The following is a 24,761-nucleotide window of genomic DNA, read 5'->3' as shown; positions in this document are numbered from 1 at the left end:
GCCCGAATGAAGCCGAACGGGAAGCCAAACGGGGTTTCAGGTTAAACTGCGGAGGTATTCCAACACTTCCCCGTCGCGATAATCGCTGTGGAAGTCAGTGTCCTGCACGATCGCCTCGGACAACAGGGTCCTGTATTCGGCGCGCGGCAATTCGATGGCGCCGAAATTTTCCAGATGCCGGGTCACGAACTGACTGTCCAACAAGGTGTAGCCGGCGCGGGTCAGGCGCGCGACCAGATGGACGAGCCCCACCTTGCTGGCGTCGCGGGCACGGCTGAACATACTTTCGCCGAAGAATGCGCCACCGAGCGACACCCCATACAGCCCGCCGACCAATTCGCCCTTCTCCCAAACCTCAACCGAATGAGCTTGGTCCATGCGATGGAGCGATGTGTAGAGGGTCAAGATCTTGTCGTTGATCCAAGTCCGCGGCCGGCGTGACGTCATCTCCGCACAGCCTTCCATGACTTCCTCGAAGGCGTGGTCGAAGGTGACGTGGTACCGCCCCTGCCGCACGGTCTTGGCCAACCGCCGCGGCACGTGGAACCGCTCGAATGGCATAACGCCGCGCATCCGCGGATCGATCCAGAACAGATCCGGATCGTCTCGGTCCTCGGCCATTGGGAATACCCCAATGGCATAGGCACGCAGTAACATATCCGGTGTTAGATCCAGCGGTTCCATGGCGTCCCTTTGTTCATCGGCGCCACAGTTATCGGTCATTCCTTCCCCCGGCCCGATGCCGAAGAACGGAACGCCCCCTATTTGAGACCCATCCAGCGTTCCAGCCAGTGGATGTCGTAGTCGCCGTTAATGAAAGCTTGCTCTATAATGATACGTTCATGCAAGGGGATCGTCGTCTTAATTCCCCCAATAACGTATTCTTCTAGCGCGCGCCGCAGCCGCATCAGGCATTCGTTACGCGTATTCCCATGCACGATCAGTTTTGAAACCAAGCTGTCATAATACGGTGGGATGGAATAGCCCGAATAGAGGTGGGAATCGACGCGAACGCCGAGCCCACCCGGAGCATGGTAGTCCGTGATCCGCCCCGGTGACGGTGCGAAGGTATCCGGATCCTCGGCAGTGATGCGGCATTCGATGGCATGGCCATTGAATTTGATGTCTTCCTGCGTGATCGGCAGGGCTGCCCCGGTCGCGACGCGGATCTGCTCGCGCACCAGATCGATGCCGCAAATCATCTCGCTGATCGGGTGTTCCACCTGCAGGCGGGTATTCATCTCGATGAAGAAGAACTCGCCATCCTCGTACAGGAACTCGACGGTTCCGGCGCTTCGGTAGTTCATTTTCGCCAAGGCGTCGGTGACGGTCTTGCCGATCCTGTTCCGTTCTTCCTCGTTTAGCGCGGGGCTCGGCGCTTCCTCCACGACCTTCTGGTGCCGGCGCTGCAGGGAACAATCGCGTTCGCCCAAATGAATGCAGTTCCCCTGCCCGTCGGCCAGGATCTGAACCTCGATATGGCGCGGATGCCCCAAATACCGTTCCAGATAGACGGCGTCGTCCCCGAAGGCCGCCTTTGCCTCGGACCGGCACAGCGACAGCGCTTCCGGCAGGCGGTCCATGCTTTCGGCCACCTTCATGCCGCGCCCACCGCCACCGGCGGCCGCCTTCACGATCAGGGGGAAGCCGACTTCCTTGGCGACGGCAATCGCTTCCGCGTCCGTTTCGATCCCGCCGTCGGAACCGGGCACGACCGGAATGCCGATCTCCCGCGCTTTTTCCTTGGCGGCAATCTTATCGCCCATGATGCGGATATGTTCGGGCGTAGGCCCGATGAACACATGGCCATGTTCTTCGACCATTTCCGCGAAATCCGCGTTTTCGGCCAGGAACCCGACGCCCGGATGAACCGCATCCGCGCCGGTGATATTCGCCGCCGAGAGGATCGCGGCCATGTTGAGATAACTGTCCTTGGGCGCCGGCGGGCCGATGCAAACGGCTTCATCCGCCAGTCGCACATGCATCGCATCGCTATCGGCGGTCGAATGGATCGCCACCGTCTGGATGCCCATTTCCTTGCAAGCCCGGTGGATCCGCAGCGCGATTTCCCCCCGGTTGGCGATCAGAACCTTATCGAACACACTCGTCTCCGCTTATCGTCCCGTGCACTGTTTCGTAAACCGCCCCAACCTATTCCAGAACGACCAGCGGCTGGTCGAATTCGACCGGTTCCGCATCGTCCACCAGAATGGCGGTCACCTTGCCCGCGCGCGGGGCGGGGATCGGGTTCATGACCTTCATCGCTTCGACGATCAGCAGCGTCTGCCCTTCGGTCACCGTATCGCCGACGGATATGAAGGCCGGATTGCCCGGCTGGGGGCTGAGATAGATCGTCCCCACCATCGGCGACTTGATCGCGCCCGGATGCTCCGCGGGTGCGGCCGGGGCCGCCGCCGGTGCGGGCGCCGCCGCGACCGGTGCCGCCATATGGGTAACCGCGGGCGCGGTGCCACCCTTGGAGAGCCTGAGCGTCTGATCACCCACGGTGACCTCGACCTCGGTCAGGCCCTTTTTCTCCATCAGATCCGCCAGCACATCGACCAGATCCGTATCAACCGTCAGTTTCGCCATTTTGTCGGAACCCGTTTTCATTCCAGTGTTTTCAATCCAATGTTTCGAAGCTTGTCTAGCGGCTTCGTACCGCCACTTCCATCCTAAGTTTTGTGCCGCGGCACCGCCAGGACCTGAACTGGGCCGGCATCGACCGGGTACAACCGGGCATAGCCCGATCCAGTTCCTATTCGTCCGCCATCCGGGCCAAAGCCTGTATGCCCAGGACATATCCATGCGCGCCGAACCCGCAGATCATTCCGACCGCAACCGGGGTCAGGTAGGAATGATGCCGAAAACTCTCACGCTTATGAATATTGGACAAATGCACCTCTATGGTCGGTGTTTCCGCCGCCGAAATCGCATCGCGTAGCGCCACGGATGTATGTGTGTAGGCGCCCGCATTGATAACAATTCCGTCGAAATCGGTGCGTGCTTCGTGAATCCAGCCGACCAACTCGCCTTCCATATTCGATTGGCGGCAATCCGCCGTCCATCCGGCATCCTTGGCCGCGTCGACACAGATTTGATCCAGGTCCTTCAGCGACATGGTGCCGTAGATTTCCGGCTGCCGCAGACCGAGCATATTCAAATTGGGCCCGTTCAAGACCAGGACCGACTTCCGCGCCATCGCGCCCCTCCACCAATATTTTCGTCCAGGTATTTCCGCGCCCTCAAACGGGCTGGAAAACCCAGTTATGCACTGCTTCTAGTTCTAGGGGAGAGTCCCGCCCTAAACAATGGCGCGGGGACGGAAGTCTCACTCAGCCGCGAAACGGCCGCCGACCAGCACGAACTGCTCCATCACCTTGCAATTCCCCGGGTCGAGAACCCGCGTATTACCGGTCGCCGGATTGGTGACTGTAAAACTCTCCAAGGTCTGCCGGTTCATCAAGCCGAGATCGATACGCGCCTGTATCATGCGCAGCATCGCGCCATAGGAAACCCAATGTGCGAAAGTCTCGGGTGAATCGATCGGGCCATCGGCCCCGAAGAGCGAAGATGTGGATGTGCCCGCCAGCGACAGACGCAACCGGCCCCCGATATCCTCTACCGTCTGACCGCTGGTTTCCAATTCCCGCCGCAAGGCCACCCGGAACTCGTCCGTCGTCAGATCGAAATCAAGGGTGCGGAATCCGCCATCGGTGCCATCTGCCGTGACGGCAAGACAAGTTACCTCGACAGGAACCAACGGCGCGCGCCAGATCTGTGCGGCCACAAGCCAAAGCGCCCCCGCCAGACAGGCAGTAACGACAGCCGCGATGCGCGCACGCCGGACTCTTCCCGATGCTGGTTCGGCTTTGCCGAAAAACTTCATACGCATAGTATCCGTATTTGACCGGTTGCGTCCCACGCACAGACTGTACCATCGTCGATGGAAAACCCGGCACACGATTGCCCGGCAGTCGAAACGCCTCGTGAAAAATTATTGAAATCAGCAGGATAGAGCCCGACGGGGCATAAGAACTTAAAGAATTACCAGCCTATACGATCAATCTGCCGGGGCCGCGGGCGCGGTATCCAACGGTTCCGAAACGACACACTCTTTTACCCAGACATCGTATACGGGATGCTCCAGGGCCGATAACGCCGGACTAGACGCAAACATCCAACCAGTAAAGAGCGTTTCGGGACGCTCGTCGGGACGAATCTCGATGATCTCCAGGAAAGCGGCGGATTCGGGCGGCTCTTCAGGCGGCGTGCGGTCGCAGGCGCGCAACCGGATTCGCAACGTACCGAAGGAGACTTCCTCCTCCAAACCGATTTCGAAAGTTGAAATCCGCGCCGTCACCTTGTCGAGCCCCTGCATGATGACCTTGTCGCCGGGGAAAGCGAAGGCGGCGGTCGTTGCGGTCATTGCCCCACAGAATGCGACAGCGAGCGCGCTACTGGTCAGAAATCTCAAAAATCGCATGATTGGTTCGTTCAAGCCGGTTTGTGCGCAAGGAAACGAAGGCGGACATAGTCGGCGATCCAAACGCCGTTTTCGTCGCGCAGGATGGGGTCCAAGGCCGTTCGAACCTCGTCGACGATTGCGGCCCGTTCACCTTCCGGCGCGGCCATCAGGAAACTCTCGCAGAAGGTCCACAGCCAGCCTTCAATATCGCCCGGCAAGGGCGTCGGGCGGTCGATCAGCTTTATGCTTTCGACGGTAAAGCCACGGGCTTCCAGACGGGCGCGCTGTTCGTCCACCCCCGGGAAGGTCCAGGGGTCGAGGGCTTCCGCATTGATACCGCGCGCGGACAGCGCGGTCCGCACCGCACGCCGGATCTTGCCAACATTATCGCCGCCGCCCATTTCCGAGGCGAACCGCCCGCCCGGCTTCAAGGCGCGCCAGACACCGTCGATGACCGCTGCCTGATCCGGCATCCAATGCATGGCGGCATTGGACAGGACCAAGTCGAATTCAGTATCGAAAGTCAGTTTCTGGCCGTCCATGACATGGGCATCCAGCCCGCGGTCCCGTGCGGCGGCAATCTGGTCGGCGCTGAAATCGACGCCGGTGACGGTGCATCCCAGCGCCACGACCTCTTCGGTCAAAACACCGTCGCCGCAGCCAAGGTCCAGAACGCGCTCACCGGCGACGGGCGCCGCCATATCCAGCACAGGGCGCCCAAGCTTCGGCACGAATCCCGCATTGGTTTGATATCGTGACGGGTCCCATTTCTGGGTCGCCCGCTGACCCACATCACTCGCCATCACAGTGTCCCGCCGATTTGGGCCACGAAATCCGCGGCCTCGGATTATTGATCGATGTCCTGATCCGTCACCAAAAAGATGACCTTGCCCAACAATTCTTCAAGGGCAACCACATCCTTGGTCCGCTTGATCTCGCCGCCGCCGGTCAGCAGGGTTGAGGAATTGCCCGGGTCGATCTTCAGATATTTGCCGCCCAGCAAACCACTGCTGGAAACCGAAGCTGTCGAATCTTCCGGCACCTTGATTGAGTCCTGTACCGAGATTTTTACGACCGCCTGGTAAAGGTCCGGGTCGATATATTGATCGATGACCGCGCCGACCTTCACACCGCCGATCCGCACATCCGACCCAACGGTCAGACCGTCCACCGCGTAGAACTTTCCGATCAACTCGTAACCGCTCTTCGGTTTCAGGTCGGTCGTGTTGTAGGCAAGGACCATGAAGACGGCCGCCACCAGAAGCACGACGGCCCCCAAAACGGTTTCTATGGCGCTGCGTTTCATCGAAATTCCTTTCAAGTCCGGCGCTTGGTCCGACGCGTTAATCCGCGGCCTTCTCTTCGTTGGCAGCCCGTCTCTTCGTTTCCGCCGCTAGAATCACTTTCTCAAGCAATTCTTCGAAGATCACGGAATCCTGGACATATTCGAACTGATCGCCCGGTTCCAGCATATCCAAATCGCCCCCCGGAGCGATCTTGACGAACTTGCTGCCGAAAACGCCTTCGCTGACGATCATGGCGACCGAGTCGAGCGGCAATTCGATATCGTCGTGGACGGCCAGCGTCAGGATTGCGTTATTTGTCTCGGGATCGAAATCCGTCTTCGTGACTTCGCCCACGGGCAGGCCGGCCAGAAGCACCTTGCTGCCCTCGACGATACCGTCGATCGATCGGAATTTCGCGGTGAGGAGATAGCCGTCCTCCTCCGTTCCCGGGCGGTCGGACATATAGCCGTAAATCATATAGGCCAGGATGACCCCGATGACCGAGGCCCCGACCAAAATATTATACTTGTCTGACTTGATCTGCATCGATGCGCTATTCGCCAACCGGGCAAAGTGCAGGGGCCGGGATCGGTCCCGCCCCTGCCAGCGCCAAGATGATCACGGGGCACTTCATCGGGCGATGCGCTACGCTTCTTTTGAGCCTGTTCATCGGCCTATTCTGGCGTCCAGGCTTCGTAGTCGCCGGTGGCATGATCGCGCTTGCCGCCCTGCAATGTGTGGCCCGGCGGACGGTATGCCGCGGCAGTCCCGGTCAGATTCGGCGCATGGTCGCGCAGCCACGGATATTTCTTCGCGTGATCCTTCGCCGGCAAATCGTTGCTGGTGTAGTGCAGCCAAGCGTGGAATTCGGGCGGCACCCTGCTCGCCTCGTCCCCACCGCTGGAATAGATGACCCACCGCCGACGGCGACCGGTGGCCGGCGTCTTGCGGGTTTGGTAATAGACGTTGCCGAATTGGTCTTCGCCCACACGCTCGCCGTTCAGCCAGGTGATGACGCGGGTAATTGCGTTCGCCATGAATGTATCCGAAGCCGTTGTCGCGAATGAGCGGCGAATATGGCCCAAGCACCCTATTCTGTCCAGACACCGGCGGGAAATTCGATAGCGAGGACAAGGACATGATAGGTCCTATGTCCACCGCTGGAATTACGCTTGTTTCAGGCCAATGGAGATCCAATCTGAGGAACGCTAATCGCCCCTCTTAACGACACCTATAAGAGATACTGCCATGCGCGCCATACCGGCCCTGTCCCTTGCCGCAGCTCTACTAATGACCGCCGCGCTGACCAACGCCCCAGGCAGCGCCCTAGCGGATACGCTGGACCAGAAACTGCGGGCCGGGTTTAAGAATGGCGAACTGCCCGGCTTGCACGGCGCGGTCATTGATCTTGGAAAGCGCCGCTTGGCGGAAATCTATTTCCCGGGGAAAGATGAACGGTGGGGCTCCCCCATTGGCGAACGACAGCACGGCCCGGACACGCTGCATGACTTACGCTCGGTCACCAAATCCGTGGTCGGCCTTCTGTATGGAATCGCCCTGGCCGAGGGGAAGGTTCCCGCGCCGAGCGAACCTCTATACGCACAATTTCCGGACTATCCCGATTTGATGGCGGAACCCGGCCGCGATCGCATATTGGTCGCTCACGCCCTGTCCATGCAGATGGGGTTGGAATGGAATGAAGACCTTCCCTATAGCGACCCTCGAAACAGCGAAATCGGCATGGAACGCGCTTCGGACCGGTATCGCTACGTTCTGGAGCAGCCTATCCGGGAAGCACCGGGCCAATCGTGGATCTACAGCGGCGGCGCGGTGGCGCTGTTGGGCAGATTGATTGAGATCGGCACCGGCATGTCACTCGACGCCTACGCCCGGCACACGCTCTTTGAACCACTGGGCATTTCCCATTTCGAGTGGGTGCGCGGGGCCGACGGTACGCCTTCCGCCGCGTCCGGCCTGCGGCTGACACTGCCAGACCTGGCTAAAATCGGACATTTGGTCGCGCAGGATGGCCGATATGACGGCAAGCAGGTTGTTCCGAAAGCCTGGATCGAAGAATCGGTGACGCCGCGCGCCGACGTTACCGAAGGAACCCGGTACGGTTATCTGTGGTACATCGCCGGCCGACCGAAGGCCCCGCTTGCGATCGCGGTCGGGAATGGCGGACAACGGCTTACCGTTCAGCCGGAACATGACTTTGTCGTTGCCGCCTTTGTCGGCCGCTACAACGACCCGCTCAGTTGGCAAACCTCGTTGAAGGTGACGCTGGACTATGCGGCGCCGGCGGCGAAGGCGCTGCTGTCACGTCAACAGCCCTGACTTCCGCAACCGAGTCGCGGCCCCAACCGCGTAAATAGCCCGCTCGGTTTGCCCGCTTCAAGTGGCTCACACCCGCCCGGAAAATCGGAGATCATGTCCCGATTCCAGGCCCTGCAATAGGTTAATTTAAGACTCCGTAACGCCTTTAATTCGGCTACTCTTTCCCATTACTTGGTCATTACTTGCCGAAGACATAGGGATTCCTTGGCGGTGAAGACTACCGCAAGAAAAAAGTACCTCGGATGGGAAGATTTATTGTTGCGCGCCTATCCAGATGATGTATCCTTCCCGGCAAGCCAACACAAGATATAGCGACCGCGTTTGAAACAAAAGCGTAAAAGTTCGCCAAAATCTCTGGTTCGGCACAAGTGATTGATAGGTTTAACAGATTTCCGCTCGGCCCGTTTTCAGGGCGGTTCGGGCAGGGTTCAAGACGGTTTCGCGGGTCACCGACGACAGTCTGAACCGGGCACCCTTTGCGGGCGGAATCAGGGGAAAGTTGGGAGAATTTTAGCATGCGGATTGATCGGCGTTTCACCAAGGTCGGCGAGTCACCATATGAAGGTATCGAGTTCCGACTGACGACGAGTGAGATTCGCAATCCCGACGGGACGGTCGTCTTCAAGCTTGAGAATGTGGAAGTGCCGGCGTCCTGGAGTCAGGTCGCCGCCGATGTGCTGGCCCAGAAGTATTTCCGCAAAGCCGGCGTCCCGGCCAAATCCCGCCCGGTCAAGGAGAAGGAAGTCCCCAACTGGCTGTGGCGGCGCGTGCCGGATACGGACGCCATGGCAGAATTGGACGAGGAGGAGCATTTCGGGTCCGAAATCTCAGCCACCCAGGTGTTCGACCGCCTGGCCGGGGCTTGGACGTATTGGGGCTGGAAAGGCGGCTATTTCGATGCCGAGGAAGACGCCCGCACCTATTACGACGAAATGCGCTACATGCTGGCCAAGCAGATGTCCGCGCCCAACAGCCCGCAATGGTTCAATACCGGCCTGCATTGGGCCTATGGCATCGATGGTCCCGGCCAAGGCCACTACTATGTGGACTACCGCACCGGCAAACTGACCAAGTCCAAATCCGCCTACGAACATCCCCAGCCGCATGCCTGCTTCATTCAGTCTGTGAAGGACGATCTGGTGAACGAGAACGGCATCATGGACCTTTGGGTTCGTGAGGCGCGCCTGTTCAAATACGGGTCGGGCACGGGCACGAACTTCTCCGCCATCCGCGGGGAAGGCGAGCGTCTTTCCGGCGGCGGCAAGTCGTCGGGTTTGATGTCCTTCCTGAAAATCGGCGACCGGGCCGCCGGCGCGATCAAATCCGGCGGCACGACTCGCCGGGCTGCCAAGATGGTCGTGGTCGATATCGACCACCCGGATGTCGAGGGCTTCATCGACTGGAAAGTCCGTGAAGAACAGAAGGTGGCCTCCATCGTTACCGGATCGAAACTCCACGCCAAGCATCTGAACGCGATCATGGCCGCCTGCCATGCGGAAGGCGCCACCGGCGACGCCGCGTTCGATCCGAAGGAAAACCTGGTCCTGAAACAGGAAATCCGCGCCGCCCGGAAAGTGCTGATCCCGGAGAACTACGTCCAGCGGGTGATCGAGTTCGCGCGTCAGGGTTATACCGAAATCGACTTCCCCTCCTACGACACGGATTGGGATTCTGAAGCCTATCTGACGGTCAGCGGCCAGAACGCGAACAACACCGTTCGCCTGACCAACGACTTCCTGGACGCGGTCGAAAAAGACAGCGACTGGAACCTGACCTCACGCCGCGACGGCAAGGTGACCAAGACGCTGAAGGCGGCCGAGCTATGGGAAAAGATCGCCCACGCCGCCTGGGCCAGCGCCGATCCGGGCACGCAATACGACACAACGATCAACGAATGGCACACCTGCCCGAATTCGGGCCGTATCAACGCGTCCAACCCATGCTCCGAATACATGTTCCTGGACGATACGGCCTGTAACCTGGCCTCGCTCAACCTGATGACCTTCCGCAAGAAGGACGGTTCCTTCGACGTGCCGAAATTCGAGCATGCGGTGCGCTTGTGGACGATCGCGCTGGAAATCTCGGTCATGATGGCGCAGTTCCCGTCGAAGGAAATAGCCGACCTGTCCTACAAGTTCCGTACCCTGGGCCTGGGCTATGCCAATATCGGCGGCCTGTTGATGGCCTCGGGCCTCAGCTACGATTCGGTCGAAGGCCGCGCGCTTTGCGGCGCGATCACTGCACTAATGACCGGCGTCGCTTATCAGACCAGCGCGGAGATGGCCGGCGAGCTTGGCCCCTTCCCCGGTCACGCGGAAAACGCGGACGCCATGCTGCGGGTCATGCGCAATCACAAGAACGCGGCCCTGGGCAACAAGGACGGCTATGAAGGCCTTTCCATCCCGCCGGTCCCGATGGATACGAAAAACTGCCCGCAGGCCGATCTTGTCGAAGCGGCGGGCCGGGCCTGGGTCAACGCCGTCCGCCTCGGCGAAGAGCACGGCTACCGCAACGCCCAGTCCACCGTGATCGCCCCGACGGGCACGATCGGTCTGGTGATGGATTGCGATACGACCGGAATCGAGCCGGACTTCGCCCTGGTGAAGTTCAAGAAGCTGGCCGGTGGCGGTTATTTCAAGATCATCAACCGCACCGTTCCCGAGGCATTGGCCAACCTGGGCTACTCGGAAAAGGAAACCAGCGACATCATCCGCTACGCGGTCGGAAACGGCACGCTGAAGAACGCCCCGAAGATCAATCATAACACCCTTCGTGAGCGCGGCTTTGACGAGGAAGACCTGGCGAAGCTGGAAGCGGGACTGGCCAGCGCCTTCGATATCAAGTTTGCCTTCAACAAGTGGACCTTGGGCGAAGAGCTTTGCATCGACCGCCTGGGCTTCACGAAAGCGCAGTTGGACGATTTCAGCTTCGACATGCTGGCGGCGATGGGCTTCAAGAAGAAGGATATCGACGAAGCCAACATCTTCTGCTGCGGGGCCATGACGCTGGAAGGCGCGCCGCATTTGAAGGACGAGCATCTGCCGGTCTTCGATTGCGCCAATCCTTGCGGCCGGAACGGTAAACGCTTCCTGGCGACCGACAGCCACATCCTGATGATGGCGGCGGCGCAGCCGTTCATTTCCGGTGCGATTTCCAAGACCATCAACATGCCGAACGCAGCCACGGTCGAGGAATGCAAGGACGCCTATCTATTGAGCTGGCGCCTGGGCCTGAAAGCGAACGCGCTGTATCGCGACGGTTCGAAACTCAGCCAGCCGCTGTCCTCCGCCTTGTTCGACGATGACGAAGACGCACTGGATGCGATGCTGGACGCACCGGCCGCAGCCGCCGCACCGGTCATCGCGGAAAAGATCGTGGAGCGGATCGTCGAGCGCATTTCCGAACGCCGTAAGATGCCGCATCGCCGCAAGGGGTATACCCAGAAGGCCATCGTCGGCGGGCACAAGGTCTATCTGCGCACCGGTGAATACGAAGACGGGTCGATAGGCGAGATCTTCATCGACATGCATAAGGAAGGCGCCGCCTTCCGGTCGTTGATGAACAATTTCGCCATCGCGGTTTCCATCGGCCTGCAATACGGCGTGCCGCTGGAAGAGTTTGTCGACGCCTACACCTTCACCCGGTTCGAGCCCTCGGGCATGGTCGAAGGGAACGAGGCGATCAAGATGGCGACCTCCGTCCTCGACTATATCTTCCGCGAACTGGCGATCAGCTATCTGGCGCGCGAAGATCTCGCGCATGTACCCCCGGGCGACATGCTTCCCGACTCCATGGGCCGGGGCGAAAAAGAAGGCGAGGCCCCCGCGGAATTCGGTGCCGCGATGGAAGCCATCCAGCGGATCACGTCCCACGGCTTCGTGCGTAAATCGTCGCTGTCGGGCTTTTCGAGTGCAAAGTCGTCCTCCAAACCGGCCACCGCACAAGGCAGTTCCAATCCCGTATCGGTGAGTGGCAATAACGGCGGCGGAAATGGCGGAGCGACGGTCGAAGTGGTCAAGACGGAAACCACCGTGTCCGTAGAGGTAGACGAGGAAACCCGAATCGCGGTTGATGATCGATTAGATCAAGTTCGTATGGCGAGAGCCAAGGGTTACGAGGGCGATTCCTGCGGAGAATGCGGAAACTTCACCCTCGTCAGGAACGGCACCTGCATGAAATGCGTCACCTGTGGCGCGACGAGTGGGTGTTCGTAGGGCCGGGGTTCCTCATCCCGGCACGGTGCTCCCTGTGACTAGGCCCCGGCTTTTGCCGGGGCCCTTTTCTCATCCCGGGCGGGGTATGTCCCCAAACCATGCCGGAACCGCAATACAGCTGCCCGCCCAAGAAGGTATCGGTCACCCGCGACGCGGCTTATACTCTCCGCAATTCACTCTGCTGAGATTTGAGCAAACGTCCGGGAACTAGACGCCATGTTCAGCCATGCAACCATCGGCACGAACGACATACACCGCGCTGTGGCGTTTTATGACGCCGTTTTCGCATGTCTGGGGATCGAGCGTTTCTATCTGCAAGACGACCATGCCGGTTATGGCGATGCCCGTAGTGATCAGGTTTGGGTCATGAAACCTTTCGACGGAAAACCCGCGACAGTCGGCAACGGCACGCATATCGCCTTCTTGGCGGAAAGTCGTGATCAGGTCGATGCCTTCCACGCTGCCGCCCTGGCGCATGGCGGGTCGGATGACGGCGCGCCGGGCCTTCGCCCGCACTATCATCCGAACTATTACGGCGCCTATATCCGCGACCCTGACGGCAACAAGATCCAAGCCGTCTGTCACACCCCGCCTGCGGAGACATCGGGTTGATCTGTCCCTATCCAAGCCCCAGTGGATTGAGATCCCTTCCAAACAGCCGCACTTCTATCCCAACACCCCTGCAATAAAAACGCATCCAGGCCAATGTCCTCAAAACAATCCGGTTCAAGCGAAGTCCAAGTCGACCTGACAGCGCCCGATCTGTCGCCCTACCGGCAGGGCAATACCGGTGTCGATTATTATCATCGTTTCGACAGCGGTCAGGCCGGGCCAACGGTCATGGTGAACGCCCTGACCCACGGCAACGAGATCTGCGGCGCAATCGCACTGGACCGGCTTTTCAAATCCGGTTTTCGGCCCGCCCGCGGCAGCCTGCTTCTTGGATTCGCGAATATCGCTGCATACGAAAACTTCGATCCGATGAACCCGGGCCAATCCCGATATGTCGACGAAGACTTCAACCGGCTGTGGTCGGCCGACGTGCTGGACGGCCCGCGGCAGAGCCTTGAATTGACGCGCGCCCGGAAGATCCGCCCCTTGATCGACGAGACGGACCTGTTGCTGGACATCCATTCCATGTCCGGTAATTCACCGGCCATGATGCTCGCCGGTCCGCTCAACAAAGGCGTCGATTTCGCGAAAGCCGTCGGTTATCCGGGAACGACCATCATCGATTCCGGCCATGCCGCCGGGGTTCGACTGCGCGACTATCGCGATTTCGGCGATCCGAGTTCTAAAAGGAACGCGCTTTTGGTCGAGTGTGGACAGCATTGGCACCGGCAAACCGGCGACATGGCCTGGACGGTCTTGCTGGCCTTCCTGCATGCCACCAAGCTCGCCGACAGCGCATTCCTCGATGCCCAGGGGTTCAGCGCGCCACCATCCGATCAAAAGGTTGTCCGCGTCACCGATGTCGTTACCGTTTCATCCGACAGCTTCACCTTTTCCAAACCGTTCCAGGGCATGGAGCGGATAGAGAAGGCCGGAACCGTGATCGGCCGGGATGGGTCGGCTGATGTCACGACCCCCTATGACGATTGCGCCTTGGTCATGCCGAGCCACGCCGCCCGCAAGGGACAGACGGCGGTTCGGCTCGGCCGGGTGATGCCGTAATGGCTATTTCTTTCAACGCGCCCAGCAAGTCCGACCTGATGCAGGTTGCATTCGCCTTGTCGATCGCCGCCGCCGGCGGCTTCCTGGCCAATCTGGCGACGTTGCCCCTGCCCTGGATGCTGGGGCCGATGACCTTCTGCCTGATCGCGGCGCTGTTCAACCTGCCGGTCAAGGGGCCGATCCGCTTGCGCCCGCCTATGATCATGATCCTCGGCGTCATGTTGGGTAGCGGATTCCGGCCGGAGATGATGGACCATGTCGCCGAATGGTCTGTCAGTATCGCGATGCTGGCGCTTTATGTCGGCGTCATCGGCCTCGTCGCCTATCCCTATTTCCGCAAAGTCGCGGGATACGACCCCGTGACTGCCTATTTCTCCGGCATGCCCGGCGGGTTGAACGAAATGATGATCGTCGGCGCCGTGATGGGCGGGGATGAAAAGAAAATCGTCCTGACCCATGCCAGCCGCATTTTGATTGCCGTGTTCATCATCCCGATCTGGTTCCGGCTGGTCGAGGGCCTGGACATGTCGGACCGATCGCAGTTCGGCGTGTCCATCGTCGATGTGCCGCTGAAAGACCTCGCCATCCTGGGGTCCTGCATGGTGGTCGGCTACCCGATCGCCAAGATCCTGAACCTGCCCGCGAAAATGCTGGTCGGGCCCATGGTCGCCAGCGCGGCGATCCACTTGGCGGGCATCACCTCAGCCCAGCCGCCCCTGGAAATCGTCAACACCGCGCAATGGATCATTGGGACGGTCATCGGCTGTCGTTTCGTCGGTGTGCCGCCGAAGGAAATCCTGCGTGTTATCAGGATCGGGGTCGGGTCGACCGTTTTGATGCTGATGGTAACGGCCATGTTCGCCGTCGGCATCGGCTGGATAACCGACCTGGACCCATTGATGGTGGTCCTGGCCTATGCGCCGGGGGGACTTGCCGAAATGTCCCTGGTGGCCCTCGCCCTTGGCGCCGATGTCGCCTTCGTCGCGACCCATCACGTGGTGCGAATTGCCTATGTGGTCATTGTCGCGCCGCAATTCTTCAAACTGACCGGGATTAAAAAGCAGGAATGATAGCAACCAATTTGCAACCTTAGGGTGCTTGGAAAAGAGCTTAATCCACCCTATCTATTTGACTACAGGCGGTTTTTTCCGTCGTGTCCCTTTTGGGTCGAACAGGCTGGAGAAAGCCGATGCAACAATTGCCCTTCCCTATCGAAGGTTTCGCCATTTTCGTCATTCTGGCGGTCATTCTGGCGATCGTGCTTGTCTTCATGGGAATCAAATCGGTTCCCCAGGGCATGGAATACACCGTCGAACGGTTCGGAAAATATACCAAGACCCTGACGCCGGGCCTTAACCTGATTGTGCCGATCGTCGACCGCGTCGGATCCAAGATCAATATGCGCGAAACCGTGATGGACGTCGAAAGTCAGGAAGTCATCACCCGCGACAACGCCCAGGTCACGGCGGACGGCGTCGTCTTCTTTCAGGTCATCAGCGCTGCCAAGGCGGCCTATGAGGTCAATAACCTGGAACGCGCCATCATGAACCTGACCAAAACCAATCTTCGGACCGTGATGGGCGGCATGGACTTGGACGCAGTGCTGTCGGAACGCGACGCGATCAACACCAAATTGCTGACCGTGGTGGATCAAGCGACCAATCCCTGGGGCGTGAAGGTCACGCGTATTGAAATCAAGGACATATCCCCCCCGCGCGACCTGGTGGACGCCATGGCGCGCCAGATGAAAGCGGAACGCGAGAAGCGCGCCACCATCCTGGAAGCGGAAGGCGACAAGCAATCCGCCATCCTTCAGGCGGACGGCCAGAAACAGGCCGCGATCCTGGAAGCCGAAGGCCGCAAGGAAGCAGCGTTCCGCGACGCCGAGGCCCGCGAACGCGAAGCCCAGGCGGAAGCGCGGGCAACGGCCATCGTTTCCAAGGCGATTGCCGGCGGCAATGTGCAGGCCATCAACTATTTCGTCGCCTTGAAATATACCGACGCGCTGAAACATCTGGCCTCATCCCCGAACCAGAAGGTTCTGATGATGCCGGTGGAAGCTGCCTCGATCATCGGTTCGGTCGCCGGGATCGCCGACCTCGCCAAGGAAGCGCTGAACTTCAAGGGCGGGGACGGCGCGTTGGACCTGGGCGATGATGATGACGACTCCCCGACGACGCCGAGGAGCGGCCCATGGAGTGGCTAGACCAGATCGAATTCTGGTGGTGGTGGGCCCTTGGCTTGGGGCTGCTGGCGCTTGAAATCGTTGTCCCCGGGACCTTCTTCATGTGGATGTCGGTCGCGTCCGCCGCCGTCGGCGCGCTATTGCTGATCCATCCCGGCATCGACTGGGAATATCAGATGCTGATCTTCGCGGTGATCAGCGTCGTCTCCATCGCGGGGTTCCGATATTGGCAGCAACGCCATCCAACCGAATCCTCCGATGAAATGCTCAACCGCCGCGGCGCCCATTACATCGGCCGCACCGTCATCGTCCTCGATGCCTTCGTGAACGGCCAGGGCCGGGTAAAGCTTGAAGACTCATCCTGGTCCGCCCGCAGCACCGATGGGTCGGATTTCATCGCGGGCGCCAAGGCCCGCGTGACCGAAGTAGAAGGCTCCACCCTCATTGTGGAAGTCGCCTCCTAACCTACGCTCGACTCCGGACAAATGCCGTTCATTTTTGGTTGCCCCTTATTGACAAAGCCATCAAGGTTGAAAGCTGCACCGAGTCGTCTCGGGGATTGAGCTTTACAGGGGGAAAGCAATGTCGGATCAGAATGGCGGAATTCCAAGCGGTACATCAGATTCCGGGGCAGCCGGCGTGTCCGCGCCGGCCATGGCGCCGGGGACGCTTTCAATCGGTACGGTCTTCTCGGTGACCCTTTCCATCCTGTTCACGAATTTCCACCGCTTCTTCCTGCTCGCCGCGGTTACCTGGCTCCCCACCCTCGCGGTCATCTTGATTGCACCATCCTTCCAGGCCGATATGATGACAGGCGCAGCAAGCCCCGTATTCATCGCGGCTTATGTGATTGTCTCATGGCTCCTGGTGTCGTGGCTCTACGGTGCGATCACGCACATGGCCTGTGTCCTCCTGGCGAACGGTGACGTCTCAATCGTTGCCTCCATGGTTGAGGGGTTGAAGCGCGGCATTCCTGTTTTCTTTGTAATGGTGCTCCAAGGTTTGGCCATGATGGTCGGCTTCGTCTTCCTCGTCATCCCGGGCGTGATTGTGATGACCATGCTGTTCATTGCCGTTCCGGCCGCCGTGGCGGAGCGTAAAGGTCCTTTCGCTGCTCTCTCCCGAAGCGCCGCCCTCACCAAAGGGTATCGATGGCGCATCTTCGGCGCAGGGATTCTTGCATTTCTGTTGATGCTGGCCGTCGGGGTCGCTTTCGGCATCGCCGCGGGAACGTTCCCCTTCACCTTGTCAGGCGAATTGATCCAGACGGCGCCCGGAACCGCAGCAATCGTTATTGGCTCGCTCTTCGAAGCGGTTCAATACCTCTTCATTCTGGTCTTCGCATCGGTTCTGTATCACCAGATCCGGGTCGCCAAGGAAGGGTCCAGCGCGGAAGAAATCGCATCCGTCTTCGACTGAGGTCAAAAAGCACATATCCACATTGCATGACGACGGACCAATGTGGTTCCGGGATCAATAATGTTTGTGAGGCGGATTTTGACCGACAGTCCGGCAGAAATTCAGATTCAAACCGGCAAGGCACCGCCAATTTCAGTGTTTTCAGTGTTTTCAGTGTTTGGACGAAGCTGTTCGTTATTCTTCCGGTACTTACCGCAGAATATCGTTTTCGGACTTATCGGCGTCCTACCCTTTGTAGCCATACTAGCAGTTACTCCGGACACGCTGTTGTCGGAATACCGGCTTACTGATATCGCGAGCATTCTTGGCGTAATCTTTTTCCTTGGACAATTGGCAATTTACAGTGTGGCAAGCAGAGCAATTACTACATTCTCTTTGCAGCGCTTGGCTGGCGCCAAACCAGAGTTATTCACATCGCTCGGCAACGGTCTGATCGGAATGCTCCCCGTGTATATCGGAACAATCCTTACCCATATTGGGTTTGGGCTCGGGTTGATTCTGCTTGTGATACCCGGCCTCTACTTCATCGCGACCTACGCGCTAGTCACTCCCGCAATTGTGCGTGAAGGTCTCGGCGTCAAGGATGCGTTTTTCAGAAGCAAGACATTGGTCATTGGGTATCGTTGGAAGATTCTCGTCGCTTTGCTGGTGCTAGCGATCTTTTACAGCATCATACAATTTGTCGGGCTTTCTGCGTTTCAACTAATGTATCTGATACACGACGCAGAAATAGTTAATTTCGCGGAAGCAAATTCGAAAATCCCAATGACAAATGCGATCGGCACGCCGATGTACGTGTTTGCCGTGATCTTCATTGCTGCGTTATACGACGAAATACGAAACGCCAAAGAGGGCTGCCGGCAGGACGAAGTCGCGGCAGTTTTCGACTGACCCTTCGATTGGATCAGTCGTATTTGCTTTCCTTGCGGTCGCCCAGCAGCATTCGCGCTTCCAGCCGTTGGCGCAGCGCCTTGTAGAATTGGTCCAGGAAGGGGGCGACCTGACCGGGGGTCAGGCTTCCATCAGGCGCAGCGCCGCTGGCATGGCCGATCTTTTGGCGGATCCGGTTGGCGACCGCGGCGCGGACCGCATACGCTTCCGGGCCGGATCGGCGCAGCACGTCCTCCAGCGTCTGAAGTTCGAAGATTCCATAGGTATCCAACTGCTTGTCCGTGAAGGTGAAGCGCAGTTTCGAGGGCTCCTCCGGCGGTGCCTGGGCAGCCGTCTGGGCAGCCGTCTGGACAACCGTCTGGGGAGCAGCCTGCGGACCTGTCTGGGACTCCGCATCCGGCACGGTCTGCAAACGCCCGCGCTGTTTTGCTTCGGGCGAGGTTTGCGGTGAATAACGGTCCTCCTCCGACAAGTCGGACAGCAGCGCCGCCTTGGGGGAAACGACAACCCAGGTTCCCGCGATCAAATCGCCGACCCGCATCCGGTCCCTGTTGAAAAACGGGAAAAACAGAAAGACGCCAATCCACAACCATTGAAACAGCGTCCCCCAGGCACCCAAGCCGCTACCGGCCCCTGAGAGTAACAGCAGCATCGGAATGAATAGTTCCACTTCCCGGATCAGGTTGCGGGCGAATACCGCATCGGCGGAAAGCGTTCCGCCGCGCCGGTCGATGACCCGCAGGTTCATGATTTTCTTGCCGGGTGTTCTGCCCTGCCAGCGAAGTTCGAAGAACAGGAAATAGAAGTTCTGGATCAGAAAGAACATCAGATACCCTAAGGCGATCACCCAGTCCATGGTCATAAGGCCGCTCAGCCGCAGGCCGCCCAGCGCCAGGATGACACCGGTCAGCGCCAACCCGATGAAGATCAGGTCCAGAATAACGGCCCCCGCGCGTTCGCCGCGGTCGGCCAGGGCAACGCTGACCTGGACTCCTTCAGGTGTGGAAATCAGGCGCGTCTGCCGTGCTTTCTCTTGCACCGCGCCCAATAGTTTCCTTTCGGCCGGTTTCTTGCCGTCGGCTGTGGTGGCGGCCGGACTAGCCATGCGGGCGCCCCCGTCCGGCAAGAATGAAATATGCGGCCCATAGAACCGCCGCGGTGGTGCCGATCAGATACCGCGTCGTCATGTCGGTCACCAATTGCCGGGCGAAACCTTCCAGCAAGGCCGCAACCAGGAACATCAACACCGCCCCGACAACGACCTTTGCCGCCAGCCGCCCTTGACGCCGAAGATTCTCTAGCCGTGAATAAGAGCCCGGCAGAGCAACGGCGGAACCGAGCATCAGACCAGCTGCCGCGCATAGCACCACCGCCAGCAATTCGGTCGTGCCGTGGACGAACAGCCACCCGACGAAATCCGGCAGCAATCCTTTCGTTGCGTGCAGACCGGTCATCGCCCCGATCATCAGCCCGTTATAGAAGATCAGCAGAAAAACCGGGATGCCCAGGGCAAAGCCCAACCCGAAACACAGAATGCCGATACCCGCATTATGCGTGAACAGATAGGACGCGAAGACATGCAGCATGGCCTCGCCATCCTCCGGTGGCGCGTAAAGGACGGCACGCAGGTCTTCCGCGCTTGCCTCGGGCGTCCTGCCGCCGGCCATGCCTTCCGGGACGATGCTGTGATACCAATCCACATTGGCGACCACCAACCAATGCCCGGCAAGCAATCCCCCCAGCAGCAGCACGATGGCGACCAATAGGTGCCATTTGGCCGCTCGAACCGCTTCGGGGAACTCAACGAACAGAAACGCACGCAGATATTTCAGGACCGATCCGCGCGCGCCGTGAACGCAGAAATAGGCGCGCGTGGACAGCGTTTCCAAATAGTCGAGGACGTTACGGTCCAGCGATATGCTGCGCGCGACGGAAAGCGATGACAGCGTCGCGCGATATAACAGCGGCAGACGATGGCATTGTTCCGGCGTCAGGGACCGAACGCCCTTTTTCTCGATCTGGGTAACGATCGCGTCCAATTCCTGCCAGGTCTTTTCCCGTTCCTGGCGAAAGACGGCGCTTTTCAGGATCATCTCACTCATGGATCAGATCAGCCCCTGCCGTTTGATGTCCGTATACCGATTGATCAAGGACGCACTCATTTCGCCCGGCACCGTTTCCAAGCACAGAACCCCCATCTGTTCCAAACTGCGCGTCACGATCCTGCGTTCCTGCATCAGGTCCGCGGCGATGACCGATTGGGCCAGGTTCTTCGGACCGGCCGGCATGCGTTCGGCGACGTCTTCCAATTCGACGTTCCGGAAGGTCACGAAAAGAACCACGTGCCGCCCGGCCAAGCGGCGCAGCCCGTCGATCATCAGGTCCGCGGTCACCGTATCGACAAAATCGCTGAAGACGATGACCAGGCTGCGCCGGTCCAAACGGCCGAGCAGACCGCCGAGCCCCAGCGTGAAATTCGTTTCGTCGAAGGAATAGGCCAGTTCCGCGCCGAAGCCCTGCAGGCGCGAGAATCCGGAACGCCCACTGACCGGCGCCGCATAGGCGCCCATCCGCGCATTGAACCCATAGGCACCGACCCGATCGCCGCCTTGCAGACAGGTCCATCCCAGAACCAGCGAGGCATTGATCGCGTGGTCCAGCTTCGTCAGTCCGTGAACCGCTTCGCCCATCAAATGGCCGGTATCGAAGGCGAACACGACCGGATGATTGCGTTCGACATCGTATTCCTTGCAGATCAAGGCGCGGTGGCGGGCCGACTGTTTCCAATCGATCGAGCGGGTATCCATTCCCGCCCGCCATTCCTTAAGCGCATTGAATTCCTGCCCCTCGCCCTTTTGGCGCTGAACCTTCACGCCATGCATGGCGTCGCGCGCGTTGAACCGTATTTCCATTTCCCGAACCAGATTGACGTCGGGGACGACCGGGATCCGGCCACCTTCCACCGCATGGCTGCGCTGAAAAAGACCGAGCGGGCCGCGCCATCGCAGCCAAAGCGCCTCAACCTCCGCCATGCCTCGTCGGTCGGCGTGCAGGGGAATGTCGAATTGCACCTCACCCTCGCCCGGAACGGTCACGCGGCGCAGCGCAGGCCGCCGCAGCACCTCGTTGACGTCCAGCAGGCAGTCGACCGGAACGGCCATCCCTGTTCTGTGGAACGCCAATGTCATCGCAAGCGCGCCGTTCCGCCCAACATATAGCTGTCCCGGCGGCGCCATCGCGACCGTCAAGGATCGAGCTGAAGGACACAGCACCGCGTCCGCACCGCCGATCAGAATCACGAACAGCATATAGAAGACGGAAGCCGGCCAATAGGCGGCGTCCATCACGATCAACGCCCCCACCGGCGGAATGCCGGCAGCACAGAGCAGAACGGCGCGGATCGTCGGTTTCATCAGCGCGGCACGGGAATTTGCTGCAGGATCTGATCGATCACCTGGTCCTCACCCGTGCCTTCGATTTCGGCCGAGGCCGAGAGGACGACGCGATGCCGAAGCAATGGGTTGGCCAATGCCTTCACATCGTCGGGAATGACATAGTCGCGGCCCTGCAGAACGGCATAGGCCCGCGCCGCCGCCGACAAATTGGTCGCGGCACGCGGCGAGGCGCCGAACGCAAGCGCCGGATGTTCCCGCGTCGCGCGGATAACATCGACGATATAATCCGTCATGTCATCGGACAGGGTGATGCCGGCCACGACGCCGCGTGCGGCCCGCAATGCATCAAGATCGCCGACCGGGCGAACGCCATGTTCCTTGACCGACGGCATCGCCGTCCGCGCCCCATGCCGCCGGACGACATCCCGTTCCTGATCGCGGCTTGGATAGGTCAGAACATGTTTGAACAGAAACCTGTCCAATTGCGCTTCCGGCAGGGGATAGGTGCCCTGTTGCTCAATCGGGTTCTGGGTCGCCACCACCATGAAGGCGTCGCCCAGGGAATGCGTCTTGCCGTCGATCGTCACTTCCCTTTCCTGCATCGCTTGCAGCAGGGAAGCCTGGGTCTTCGGCGGTGTTCGGTTGATTTCATCGGCCAGCAGGAACTGGGTGAAGATCGGCCCCTTCACAAGGGAAAAGGAATTCGACCCGAAATCGAACAAATTGGTCCCGATGACATCGCCCGGCATCAGATCCGGCGTAAACTGAATGCGTCCGAAATCCAAAGACAGGGCGGATGAAAACGTCTGCGCCAGCAAGGTCTTGGCCGTGCCCGGCACCCCTTCCATCAGCACATGGCCTTCGGACAGCAGGGCGACCAGCAGGATTTCCACCGCATCTTCCTGGCCGACGACGACCTTTCCGACTTCAGCCTTCAGATTATCCGCCATTTTGCGGACGGCTTCGATCGCCATGCGTGACCTCCTCTTCCCAGCGGCGCAAGGCACGAGCCAGCCGCAATACGTTTGAATTCGACGTTCCGCTTCCGTCTAGTTGAAGCAAAACTTGGCGCATCAATTCGCGATACCCCAATTGTGATCCGCGGTTGCGGCCGACCTTGTCCAGCCAGTCCACCAATTCGTCCCGTGAAAGGGATTTCGGCGCATGCAGTCGCTGGGCTACCCGCGCCTGAAGTTGCTCGACATAGCGTTTGAAAGATTCACTGAGGTTCCCGGCTTCCACAACCAGGTCCGACGTGCTTTCGACCAAGGTGGCGCCGCCGGTATTCACGGTGTCGCGCACAGCCAAGGGCGCCCCGAACCGGCCGAACGAAGCCCAGACAAGGACCCCGATCGCCATACCCACCAAAACGGTTATCCAGACAAAGGGCATATCGAAAATCGCTGAGGTCACGCTGGGATGGATCTGGAACCCGTGGATTGTCTCATCGAAAACGATTGCCCCGGCCCCGCCGAAGGACTCGATCAGTTTCACCATCAAGGCGGCGTTTTCACCCTTGCCCAGACCATGGGTCGCCAGCATATCCGGATCGGCGACGATGATAGTCGTTTGAGCGCCATCGGCGACGGCCCCAACCAAGATGCCTTGATCCGTCGATATCAACGGGAAAAGCCGGTCCGACCGAACCAGTTGAACCACCCCATCGATCGTCGGCATGTCGCTACTGGACGCCATTTTCCATTCCGTAGGGGCCTTTTCGATCCGCTGCAGTTCCGCGTCTTCAAGGACCCAATCCAGGATAGCGGCAACGTGATTGTCACTCAGCAATGTCGCACTGGCGGCCCAATGCGGGTTGTTGAAAGCAGGCCGTACCCACCATTTCGGTAAGACAACCAGGGTCGGGTAGTCTTGCACCATGCGCTGAACATGGGCGCGTTTGCCGGTCAAAGGTTCAGCCAGCACCAAGGCTGACAGGTCACCCGCCGGCGGGACTTCCTTTCTTGTATGGGTCCGAACGTCATGGCCCAATTCCGTTAGCAATTCCCGGAACGCCCGATGACCGACCGCCGAAGTTGAAAATCCGTTCGCCCCGACAGGTTTGCTGACCTCCGGATCGCCGGCCAACGATCCGACGATCAACGACCCGACGAATCCGGCAATGCCTAGGCAGACCAGTACGGCCACAACACGGGTATCAAATACGGCACCCGATTTCATGCCGTGCCCTCACCGGATTGACCGGAAAACACCATGAAATCCTGCCGGCAGCTTCGATAGGCTTCCGCGTTCAACAGGGTCTCGCCGAAATGAGAAATTTCTTCCGCCGCGACGATCCGCCGAAGGGCGTCCCGTTCATCCGCGTCCAAGCCCGACACCAGCAGAATTTCCCGGCTGGTCAGGAAGGGAAAAAGCGCATCCCCGATCCCAGACCGAAGAAACTCAAGGCTTCGAAACATCAGCACGCGCACGGCTTCTGAATACCGGCCCGCTTCGGCCAGCGCATCGGCGTCGTTCAACGTGCCCACACCGTCAAACCGTCGTGTTCGGACCGTAACGCCGGCGTCGTCATCGATCTCTTCGTCAGTGTCGATCTTTGGACGGAAACGGCCGTACAATCCTCGGAAAACCGCGAAGAGGATTAGGCAAATCCCGGCAATGAGCAGGACGTAAAGAACGGCCCGCATGGCGGGCGCCATCGACTCGCTGAAGGAAAACAAGTCGCTCAGCCAAGACCAATCCCAATTCAGATCTTGCTTCTCGCGGGGTTTCGCCAGGTCCAACTCGGTCTGGTAGGGTCCGTTCGACAGGATCTCACGGGCGACGGCACCAGGGTCGGACGCCCCTTGAGCCAAGCCGTTGGAAGCGAGGAACGGAAAACACAGTGAGAAAAGCAGCGTGGCTGCAAAAGGGGAAAAACGGTCGGATTTCATA

At 59.5% G+C, this 24,761-nt stretch carries 25 protein-coding genes; 9 read left to right on the top strand and 16 right to left on the bottom strand.

Annotated elements, in window-relative coordinates; all coding sequences use genetic code 11:
- Positions 1 to 36: 36 nt before the first annotated feature.
- The 10 genes from aat to EOI86_RS05225 form a co-directional block, all read right to left on the bottom strand.
- A complete protein-coding gene (gene aat / locus EOI86_RS05270) occupies positions 37 to 723 on the bottom strand; it encodes a leucyl/phenylalanyl-tRNA--protein transferase (RefSeq protein ID WP_127764057.1) in 687 nt (228 codons plus the stop codon).
- Positions 724 to 761: 38 nt separating this feature from the next.
- Complete coding sequence (gene accC / locus EOI86_RS05265; RefSeq protein ID WP_127764056.1) at positions 762 to 2,102, bottom strand: acetyl-CoA carboxylase biotin carboxylase subunit; 1,341 nt, start codon at positions 2,100 to 2,102, stop codon at positions 762 to 764.
- A 49-nt stretch (positions 2,103 to 2,151) separates the two neighbouring features.
- A complete protein-coding gene (gene accB / locus EOI86_RS05260; protein ID WP_338033035.1) occupies positions 2,152 to 2,613 on the bottom strand; it encodes an acetyl-CoA carboxylase biotin carboxyl carrier protein in 462 nt (153 codons plus the stop codon).
- Positions 2,614 to 2,758: 145 nt separating this feature from the next.
- Positions 2,759 to 3,202 (bottom strand): type II 3-dehydroquinate dehydratase, encoded by a 444-nt coding sequence (aroQ, locus tag EOI86_RS05255; RefSeq protein ID WP_127764055.1) that lies wholly within the window; start codon positions 3,200 to 3,202, stop codon positions 2,759 to 2,761.
- A gap of 129 nt (positions 3,203 to 3,331) precedes the next feature.
- A complete protein-coding gene (locus EOI86_RS05250; RefSeq protein WP_127764054.1) occupies positions 3,332 to 3,889 on the bottom strand; it encodes a hypothetical protein in 558 nt (185 codons plus the stop codon).
- A gap of 174 nt (positions 3,890 to 4,063) precedes the next feature.
- A complete protein-coding gene (locus EOI86_RS05245) occupies positions 4,064 to 4,429 on the bottom strand; it encodes a DUF2155 domain-containing protein (RefSeq protein ID WP_127765135.1) in 366 nt (121 codons plus the stop codon).
- Positions 4,430 to 4,497: 68 nt separating this feature from the next.
- Positions 4,498 to 5,271 (bottom strand): class I SAM-dependent methyltransferase, encoded by a 774-nt coding sequence (locus EOI86_RS05240; protein WP_127764053.1) that lies wholly within the window; start codon positions 5,269 to 5,271, stop codon positions 4,498 to 4,500.
- 44 nt (positions 5,272 to 5,315) lie between these two features.
- Positions 5,316 to 5,774 carry an outer membrane lipid asymmetry maintenance protein MlaD gene (gene mlaD, locus EOI86_RS05235; protein WP_127764052.1) on the bottom strand — a complete coding sequence of 153 codons (459 nt, stop codon included), beginning with the start codon at positions 5,772 to 5,774 and terminating at the stop codon, positions 5,316 to 5,318.
- Positions 5,775 to 5,811: 37 nt separating this feature from the next.
- Positions 5,812 to 6,300: an MlaD family protein gene (locus tag EOI86_RS05230; RefSeq protein ID WP_127764051.1), complete on the bottom strand. Its 489-nt coding sequence runs from the start codon at positions 6,298 to 6,300 to the stop codon at positions 5,812 to 5,814.
- A 128-nt stretch (positions 6,301 to 6,428) separates the two neighbouring features.
- Positions 6,429 to 6,791, bottom strand: coding sequence for an NADH:ubiquinone oxidoreductase subunit NDUFA12 (locus EOI86_RS05225; protein WP_127764050.1), 363 nt, complete (start codon positions 6,789 to 6,791; stop codon positions 6,429 to 6,431).
- 211 nt (positions 6,792 to 7,002) lie between these two features.
- On the opposite strand from EOI86_RS05225, the gene EOI86_RS05220 reads away from it, so the two are divergent.
- The 9 genes from EOI86_RS05220 (at position 7,003) to EOI86_RS05180 (ending at position 18,474) form a co-directional block, all read left to right on the top strand.
- Positions 7,003 to 8,091 (top strand): serine hydrolase domain-containing protein, encoded by a 1,089-nt coding sequence (locus EOI86_RS05220; protein ID WP_205032067.1) that lies wholly within the window; start codon positions 7,003 to 7,005, stop codon positions 8,089 to 8,091.
- Positions 8,092 to 8,606: 515 nt separating this feature from the next.
- A complete protein-coding gene (locus tag EOI86_RS05215; RefSeq protein ID WP_127764049.1) occupies positions 8,607 to 12,305 on the top strand; it encodes a vitamin B12-dependent ribonucleotide reductase in 3,699 nt (1,232 codons plus the stop codon).
- A gap of 216 nt (positions 12,306 to 12,521) precedes the next feature.
- Positions 12,522 to 12,917, top strand: a complete 396-nt coding sequence (locus EOI86_RS05210) for a VOC family protein (RefSeq protein WP_127764048.1) — start codon at positions 12,522 to 12,524, stop codon at positions 12,915 to 12,917.
- Positions 12,918 to 13,010: 93 nt separating this feature from the next.
- The gene (locus tag EOI86_RS05205; protein ID WP_127764047.1) at positions 13,011 to 13,979 is read left to right on the top strand and encodes a M14 family metallopeptidase; all 969 of its coding nucleotides are present in this window, start codon (positions 13,011 to 13,013) and stop codon (positions 13,977 to 13,979) included.
- Positions 13,979 to 15,049, top strand: coding sequence for an AbrB family transcriptional regulator (locus EOI86_RS05200; RefSeq protein ID WP_205032066.1), 1,071 nt, complete (start codon positions 13,979 to 13,981; stop codon positions 15,047 to 15,049). Before EOI86_RS05205 ends, EOI86_RS05200 begins: the two co-directional genes overlap by 1 nt.
- 119 nt (positions 15,050 to 15,168) lie before the next feature.
- Complete coding sequence (locus EOI86_RS05195) at positions 15,169 to 16,185, top strand: SPFH domain-containing protein (RefSeq protein ID WP_193555769.1); 1,017 nt, start codon at positions 15,169 to 15,171, stop codon at positions 16,183 to 16,185.
- Complete coding sequence (locus EOI86_RS05190) at positions 16,173 to 16,628, top strand: NfeD family protein (RefSeq protein ID WP_127764046.1); 456 nt, start codon at positions 16,173 to 16,175, stop codon at positions 16,626 to 16,628. Before EOI86_RS05195 ends, EOI86_RS05190 begins: the two co-directional genes overlap by 13 nt.
- A 118-nt stretch (positions 16,629 to 16,746) precedes the next feature.
- The gene (locus EOI86_RS05185; protein ID WP_127764045.1) at positions 16,747 to 17,583 is read left to right on the top strand and encodes a hypothetical protein; all 837 of its coding nucleotides are present in this window, start codon (positions 16,747 to 16,749) and stop codon (positions 17,581 to 17,583) included.
- Positions 17,584 to 17,661: 78 nt separating this feature from the next.
- Positions 17,662 to 18,474: a hypothetical protein gene (locus EOI86_RS05180; protein WP_127764044.1), complete on the top strand. Its 813-nt coding sequence runs from the start codon at positions 17,662 to 17,664 to the stop codon at positions 18,472 to 18,474.
- Positions 18,475 to 18,487: 13 nt separating this feature from the next.
- On the opposite strand, the gene EOI86_RS05175 is transcribed toward EOI86_RS05180, so the two are convergent.
- The 6 genes from EOI86_RS05175 to EOI86_RS05150 are packed head-to-tail and all read right to left on the bottom strand — an operon-like array spanning position 18,488 to position 24,760.
- Positions 18,488 to 19,579 (bottom strand): RDD family protein, encoded by a 1,092-nt coding sequence (locus tag EOI86_RS05175; protein WP_127764043.1) that lies wholly within the window; start codon positions 19,577 to 19,579, stop codon positions 18,488 to 18,490.
- The gene (locus tag EOI86_RS05170) at positions 19,572 to 20,576 is read right to left on the bottom strand and encodes a stage II sporulation protein M (RefSeq protein ID WP_127764042.1); all 1,005 of its coding nucleotides are present in this window, start codon (positions 20,574 to 20,576) and stop codon (positions 19,572 to 19,574) included. The genes EOI86_RS05175 and EOI86_RS05170 overlap by 8 nt, the downstream gene beginning before the upstream one ends.
- Positions 20,577 to 20,579: 3 nt before the next feature.
- Positions 20,580 to 21,887 carry a DUF58 domain-containing protein gene (locus EOI86_RS05165; protein WP_127764041.1) on the bottom strand — a complete coding sequence of 436 codons (1,308 nt, stop codon included), beginning with the start codon at positions 21,885 to 21,887 and terminating at the stop codon, positions 20,580 to 20,582.
- Positions 21,887 to 22,843 (bottom strand): AAA family ATPase, encoded by a 957-nt coding sequence (locus EOI86_RS05160; RefSeq protein WP_127764040.1) that lies wholly within the window; start codon positions 22,841 to 22,843, stop codon positions 21,887 to 21,889. The genes EOI86_RS05165 and EOI86_RS05160 overlap by 1 nt, the downstream gene beginning before the upstream one ends.
- Positions 22,809 to 24,047: a DUF4350 domain-containing protein gene (locus EOI86_RS05155; RefSeq protein ID WP_127764039.1), complete on the bottom strand. Its 1,239-nt coding sequence runs from the start codon at positions 24,045 to 24,047 to the stop codon at positions 22,809 to 22,811. The genes EOI86_RS05160 and EOI86_RS05155 overlap by 35 nt, the downstream gene beginning before the upstream one ends.
- A complete protein-coding gene (locus EOI86_RS05150) occupies positions 24,044 to 24,760 on the bottom strand; it encodes a hypothetical protein (protein ID WP_127764038.1) in 717 nt (238 codons plus the stop codon). Before EOI86_RS05150 ends, EOI86_RS05155 begins: the two co-directional genes overlap by 4 nt.
- Position 24,761 lies beyond the last annotated feature (1 nt).

This window comes from Hwanghaeella grinnelliae, assembly GCF_004005845.1.
Taxonomy (GTDB): Bacteria; Pseudomonadota; Alphaproteobacteria; order UBA8366; family Aestuariispiraceae; genus Hwanghaeella; species Hwanghaeella grinnelliae.
Note: the sequence above shows the minus strand (reverse complement) of the source record. Positions and strands in the feature narration are given on the sequence as shown.

What these genes read in the sequence shown, in the direction of transcription:
- aroQ (WP_127764055.1), bottom strand. Translation starts at nt 3,202, where the DNA reads ATGGCGCGGAAGTCGGTCCTGGTCTTGAACGGGCCCAATTTGAATATG.
- EOI86_RS05185 (WP_127764045.1), top strand. Translation starts at nt 16,747, where the DNA reads ATGTCGGATCAGAATGGCGGAATTCCAAGCGGTACATCAGATTCCGGG.
- mlaD (WP_127764052.1), bottom strand. Translation starts at nt 5,774, where the DNA reads ATGAAACGCAGCGCCATAGAAACCGTTTTGGGGGCCGTCGTGCTTCTG.
- EOI86_RS05160 (WP_127764040.1), bottom strand. Translation starts at nt 22,843, where the DNA reads ATGGCGATCGAAGCCGTCCGCAAAATGGCGGATAATCTGAAGGCTGAA.
- EOI86_RS05165 (WP_127764041.1), bottom strand. Translation starts at nt 21,887, where the DNA reads ATGAAACCGACGATCCGCGCCGTTCTGCTCTGTGCTGCCGGCATTCCG.
- EOI86_RS05170 (WP_127764042.1), bottom strand. Translation starts at nt 20,576, where the DNA reads ATGAGTGAGATGATCCTGAAAAGCGCCGTCTTTCGCCAGGAACGGGAA.
- EOI86_RS05195 (WP_193555769.1), top strand. Translation starts at nt 15,169, where the DNA reads ATGCAACAATTGCCCTTCCCTATCGAAGGTTTCGCCATTTTCGTCATT.
- aat (WP_127764057.1), bottom strand. Translation starts at nt 723, where the DNA reads ATGACCGATAACTGTGGCGCCGATGAACAAAGGGACGCCATGGAACCG.
- EOI86_RS05240 (WP_127764053.1), bottom strand. Translation starts at nt 5,271, where the DNA reads ATGGCGAGTGATGTGGGTCAGCGGGCGACCCAGAAATGGGACCCGTCA.
- EOI86_RS05245 (WP_127765135.1), bottom strand. Translation starts at nt 4,429, where the DNA reads ATGACCGCAACGACCGCCGCCTTCGCTTTCCCCGGCGACAAGGTCATC.
- EOI86_RS05220 (WP_205032067.1), top strand. Translation starts at nt 7,003, where the DNA reads ATGCGCGCCATACCGGCCCTGTCCCTTGCCGCAGCTCTACTAATGACC.
- EOI86_RS05205 (WP_127764047.1), top strand. Translation starts at nt 13,011, where the DNA reads ATGTCCTCAAAACAATCCGGTTCAAGCGAAGTCCAAGTCGACCTGACA.
- EOI86_RS05155 (WP_127764039.1), bottom strand. Translation starts at nt 24,047, where the DNA reads ATGAAATCGGGTGCCGTATTTGATACCCGTGTTGTGGCCGTACTGGTC.
- EOI86_RS05150 (WP_127764038.1), bottom strand. Translation starts at nt 24,760, where the DNA reads ATGAAATCCGACCGTTTTTCCCCTTTTGCAGCCACGCTGCTTTTCTCA.
- EOI86_RS05215 (WP_127764049.1), top strand. Translation starts at nt 8,607, where the DNA reads ATGCGGATTGATCGGCGTTTCACCAAGGTCGGCGAGTCACCATATGAA.
- EOI86_RS05225 (WP_127764050.1), bottom strand. Translation starts at nt 6,791, where the DNA reads ATGGCGAACGCAATTACCCGCGTCATCACCTGGCTGAACGGCGAGCGT.
- EOI86_RS05190 (WP_127764046.1), top strand. Translation starts at nt 16,173, where the DNA reads ATGGAGTGGCTAGACCAGATCGAATTCTGGTGGTGGTGGGCCCTTGGC.
- EOI86_RS05250 (WP_127764054.1), bottom strand. Translation starts at nt 3,889, where the DNA reads ATGAAGTTTTTCGGCAAAGCCGAACCAGCATCGGGAAGAGTCCGGCGT.
- EOI86_RS05200 (WP_205032066.1), top strand. Translation starts at nt 13,979, where the DNA reads ATGGCTATTTCTTTCAACGCGCCCAGCAAGTCCGACCTGATGCAGGTT.
- EOI86_RS05175 (WP_127764043.1), bottom strand. Translation starts at nt 19,579, where the DNA reads ATGGCTAGTCCGGCCGCCACCACAGCCGACGGCAAGAAACCGGCCGAA.
- EOI86_RS05230 (WP_127764051.1), bottom strand. Translation starts at nt 6,300, where the DNA reads ATGCAGATCAAGTCAGACAAGTATAATATTTTGGTCGGGGCCTCGGTC.
- EOI86_RS05210 (WP_127764048.1), top strand. Translation starts at nt 12,522, where the DNA reads ATGTTCAGCCATGCAACCATCGGCACGAACGACATACACCGCGCTGTG.
- accB (WP_338033035.1), bottom strand. Translation starts at nt 2,613, where the DNA reads ATGAAAACGGGTTCCGACAAAATGGCGAAACTGACGGTTGATACGGAT.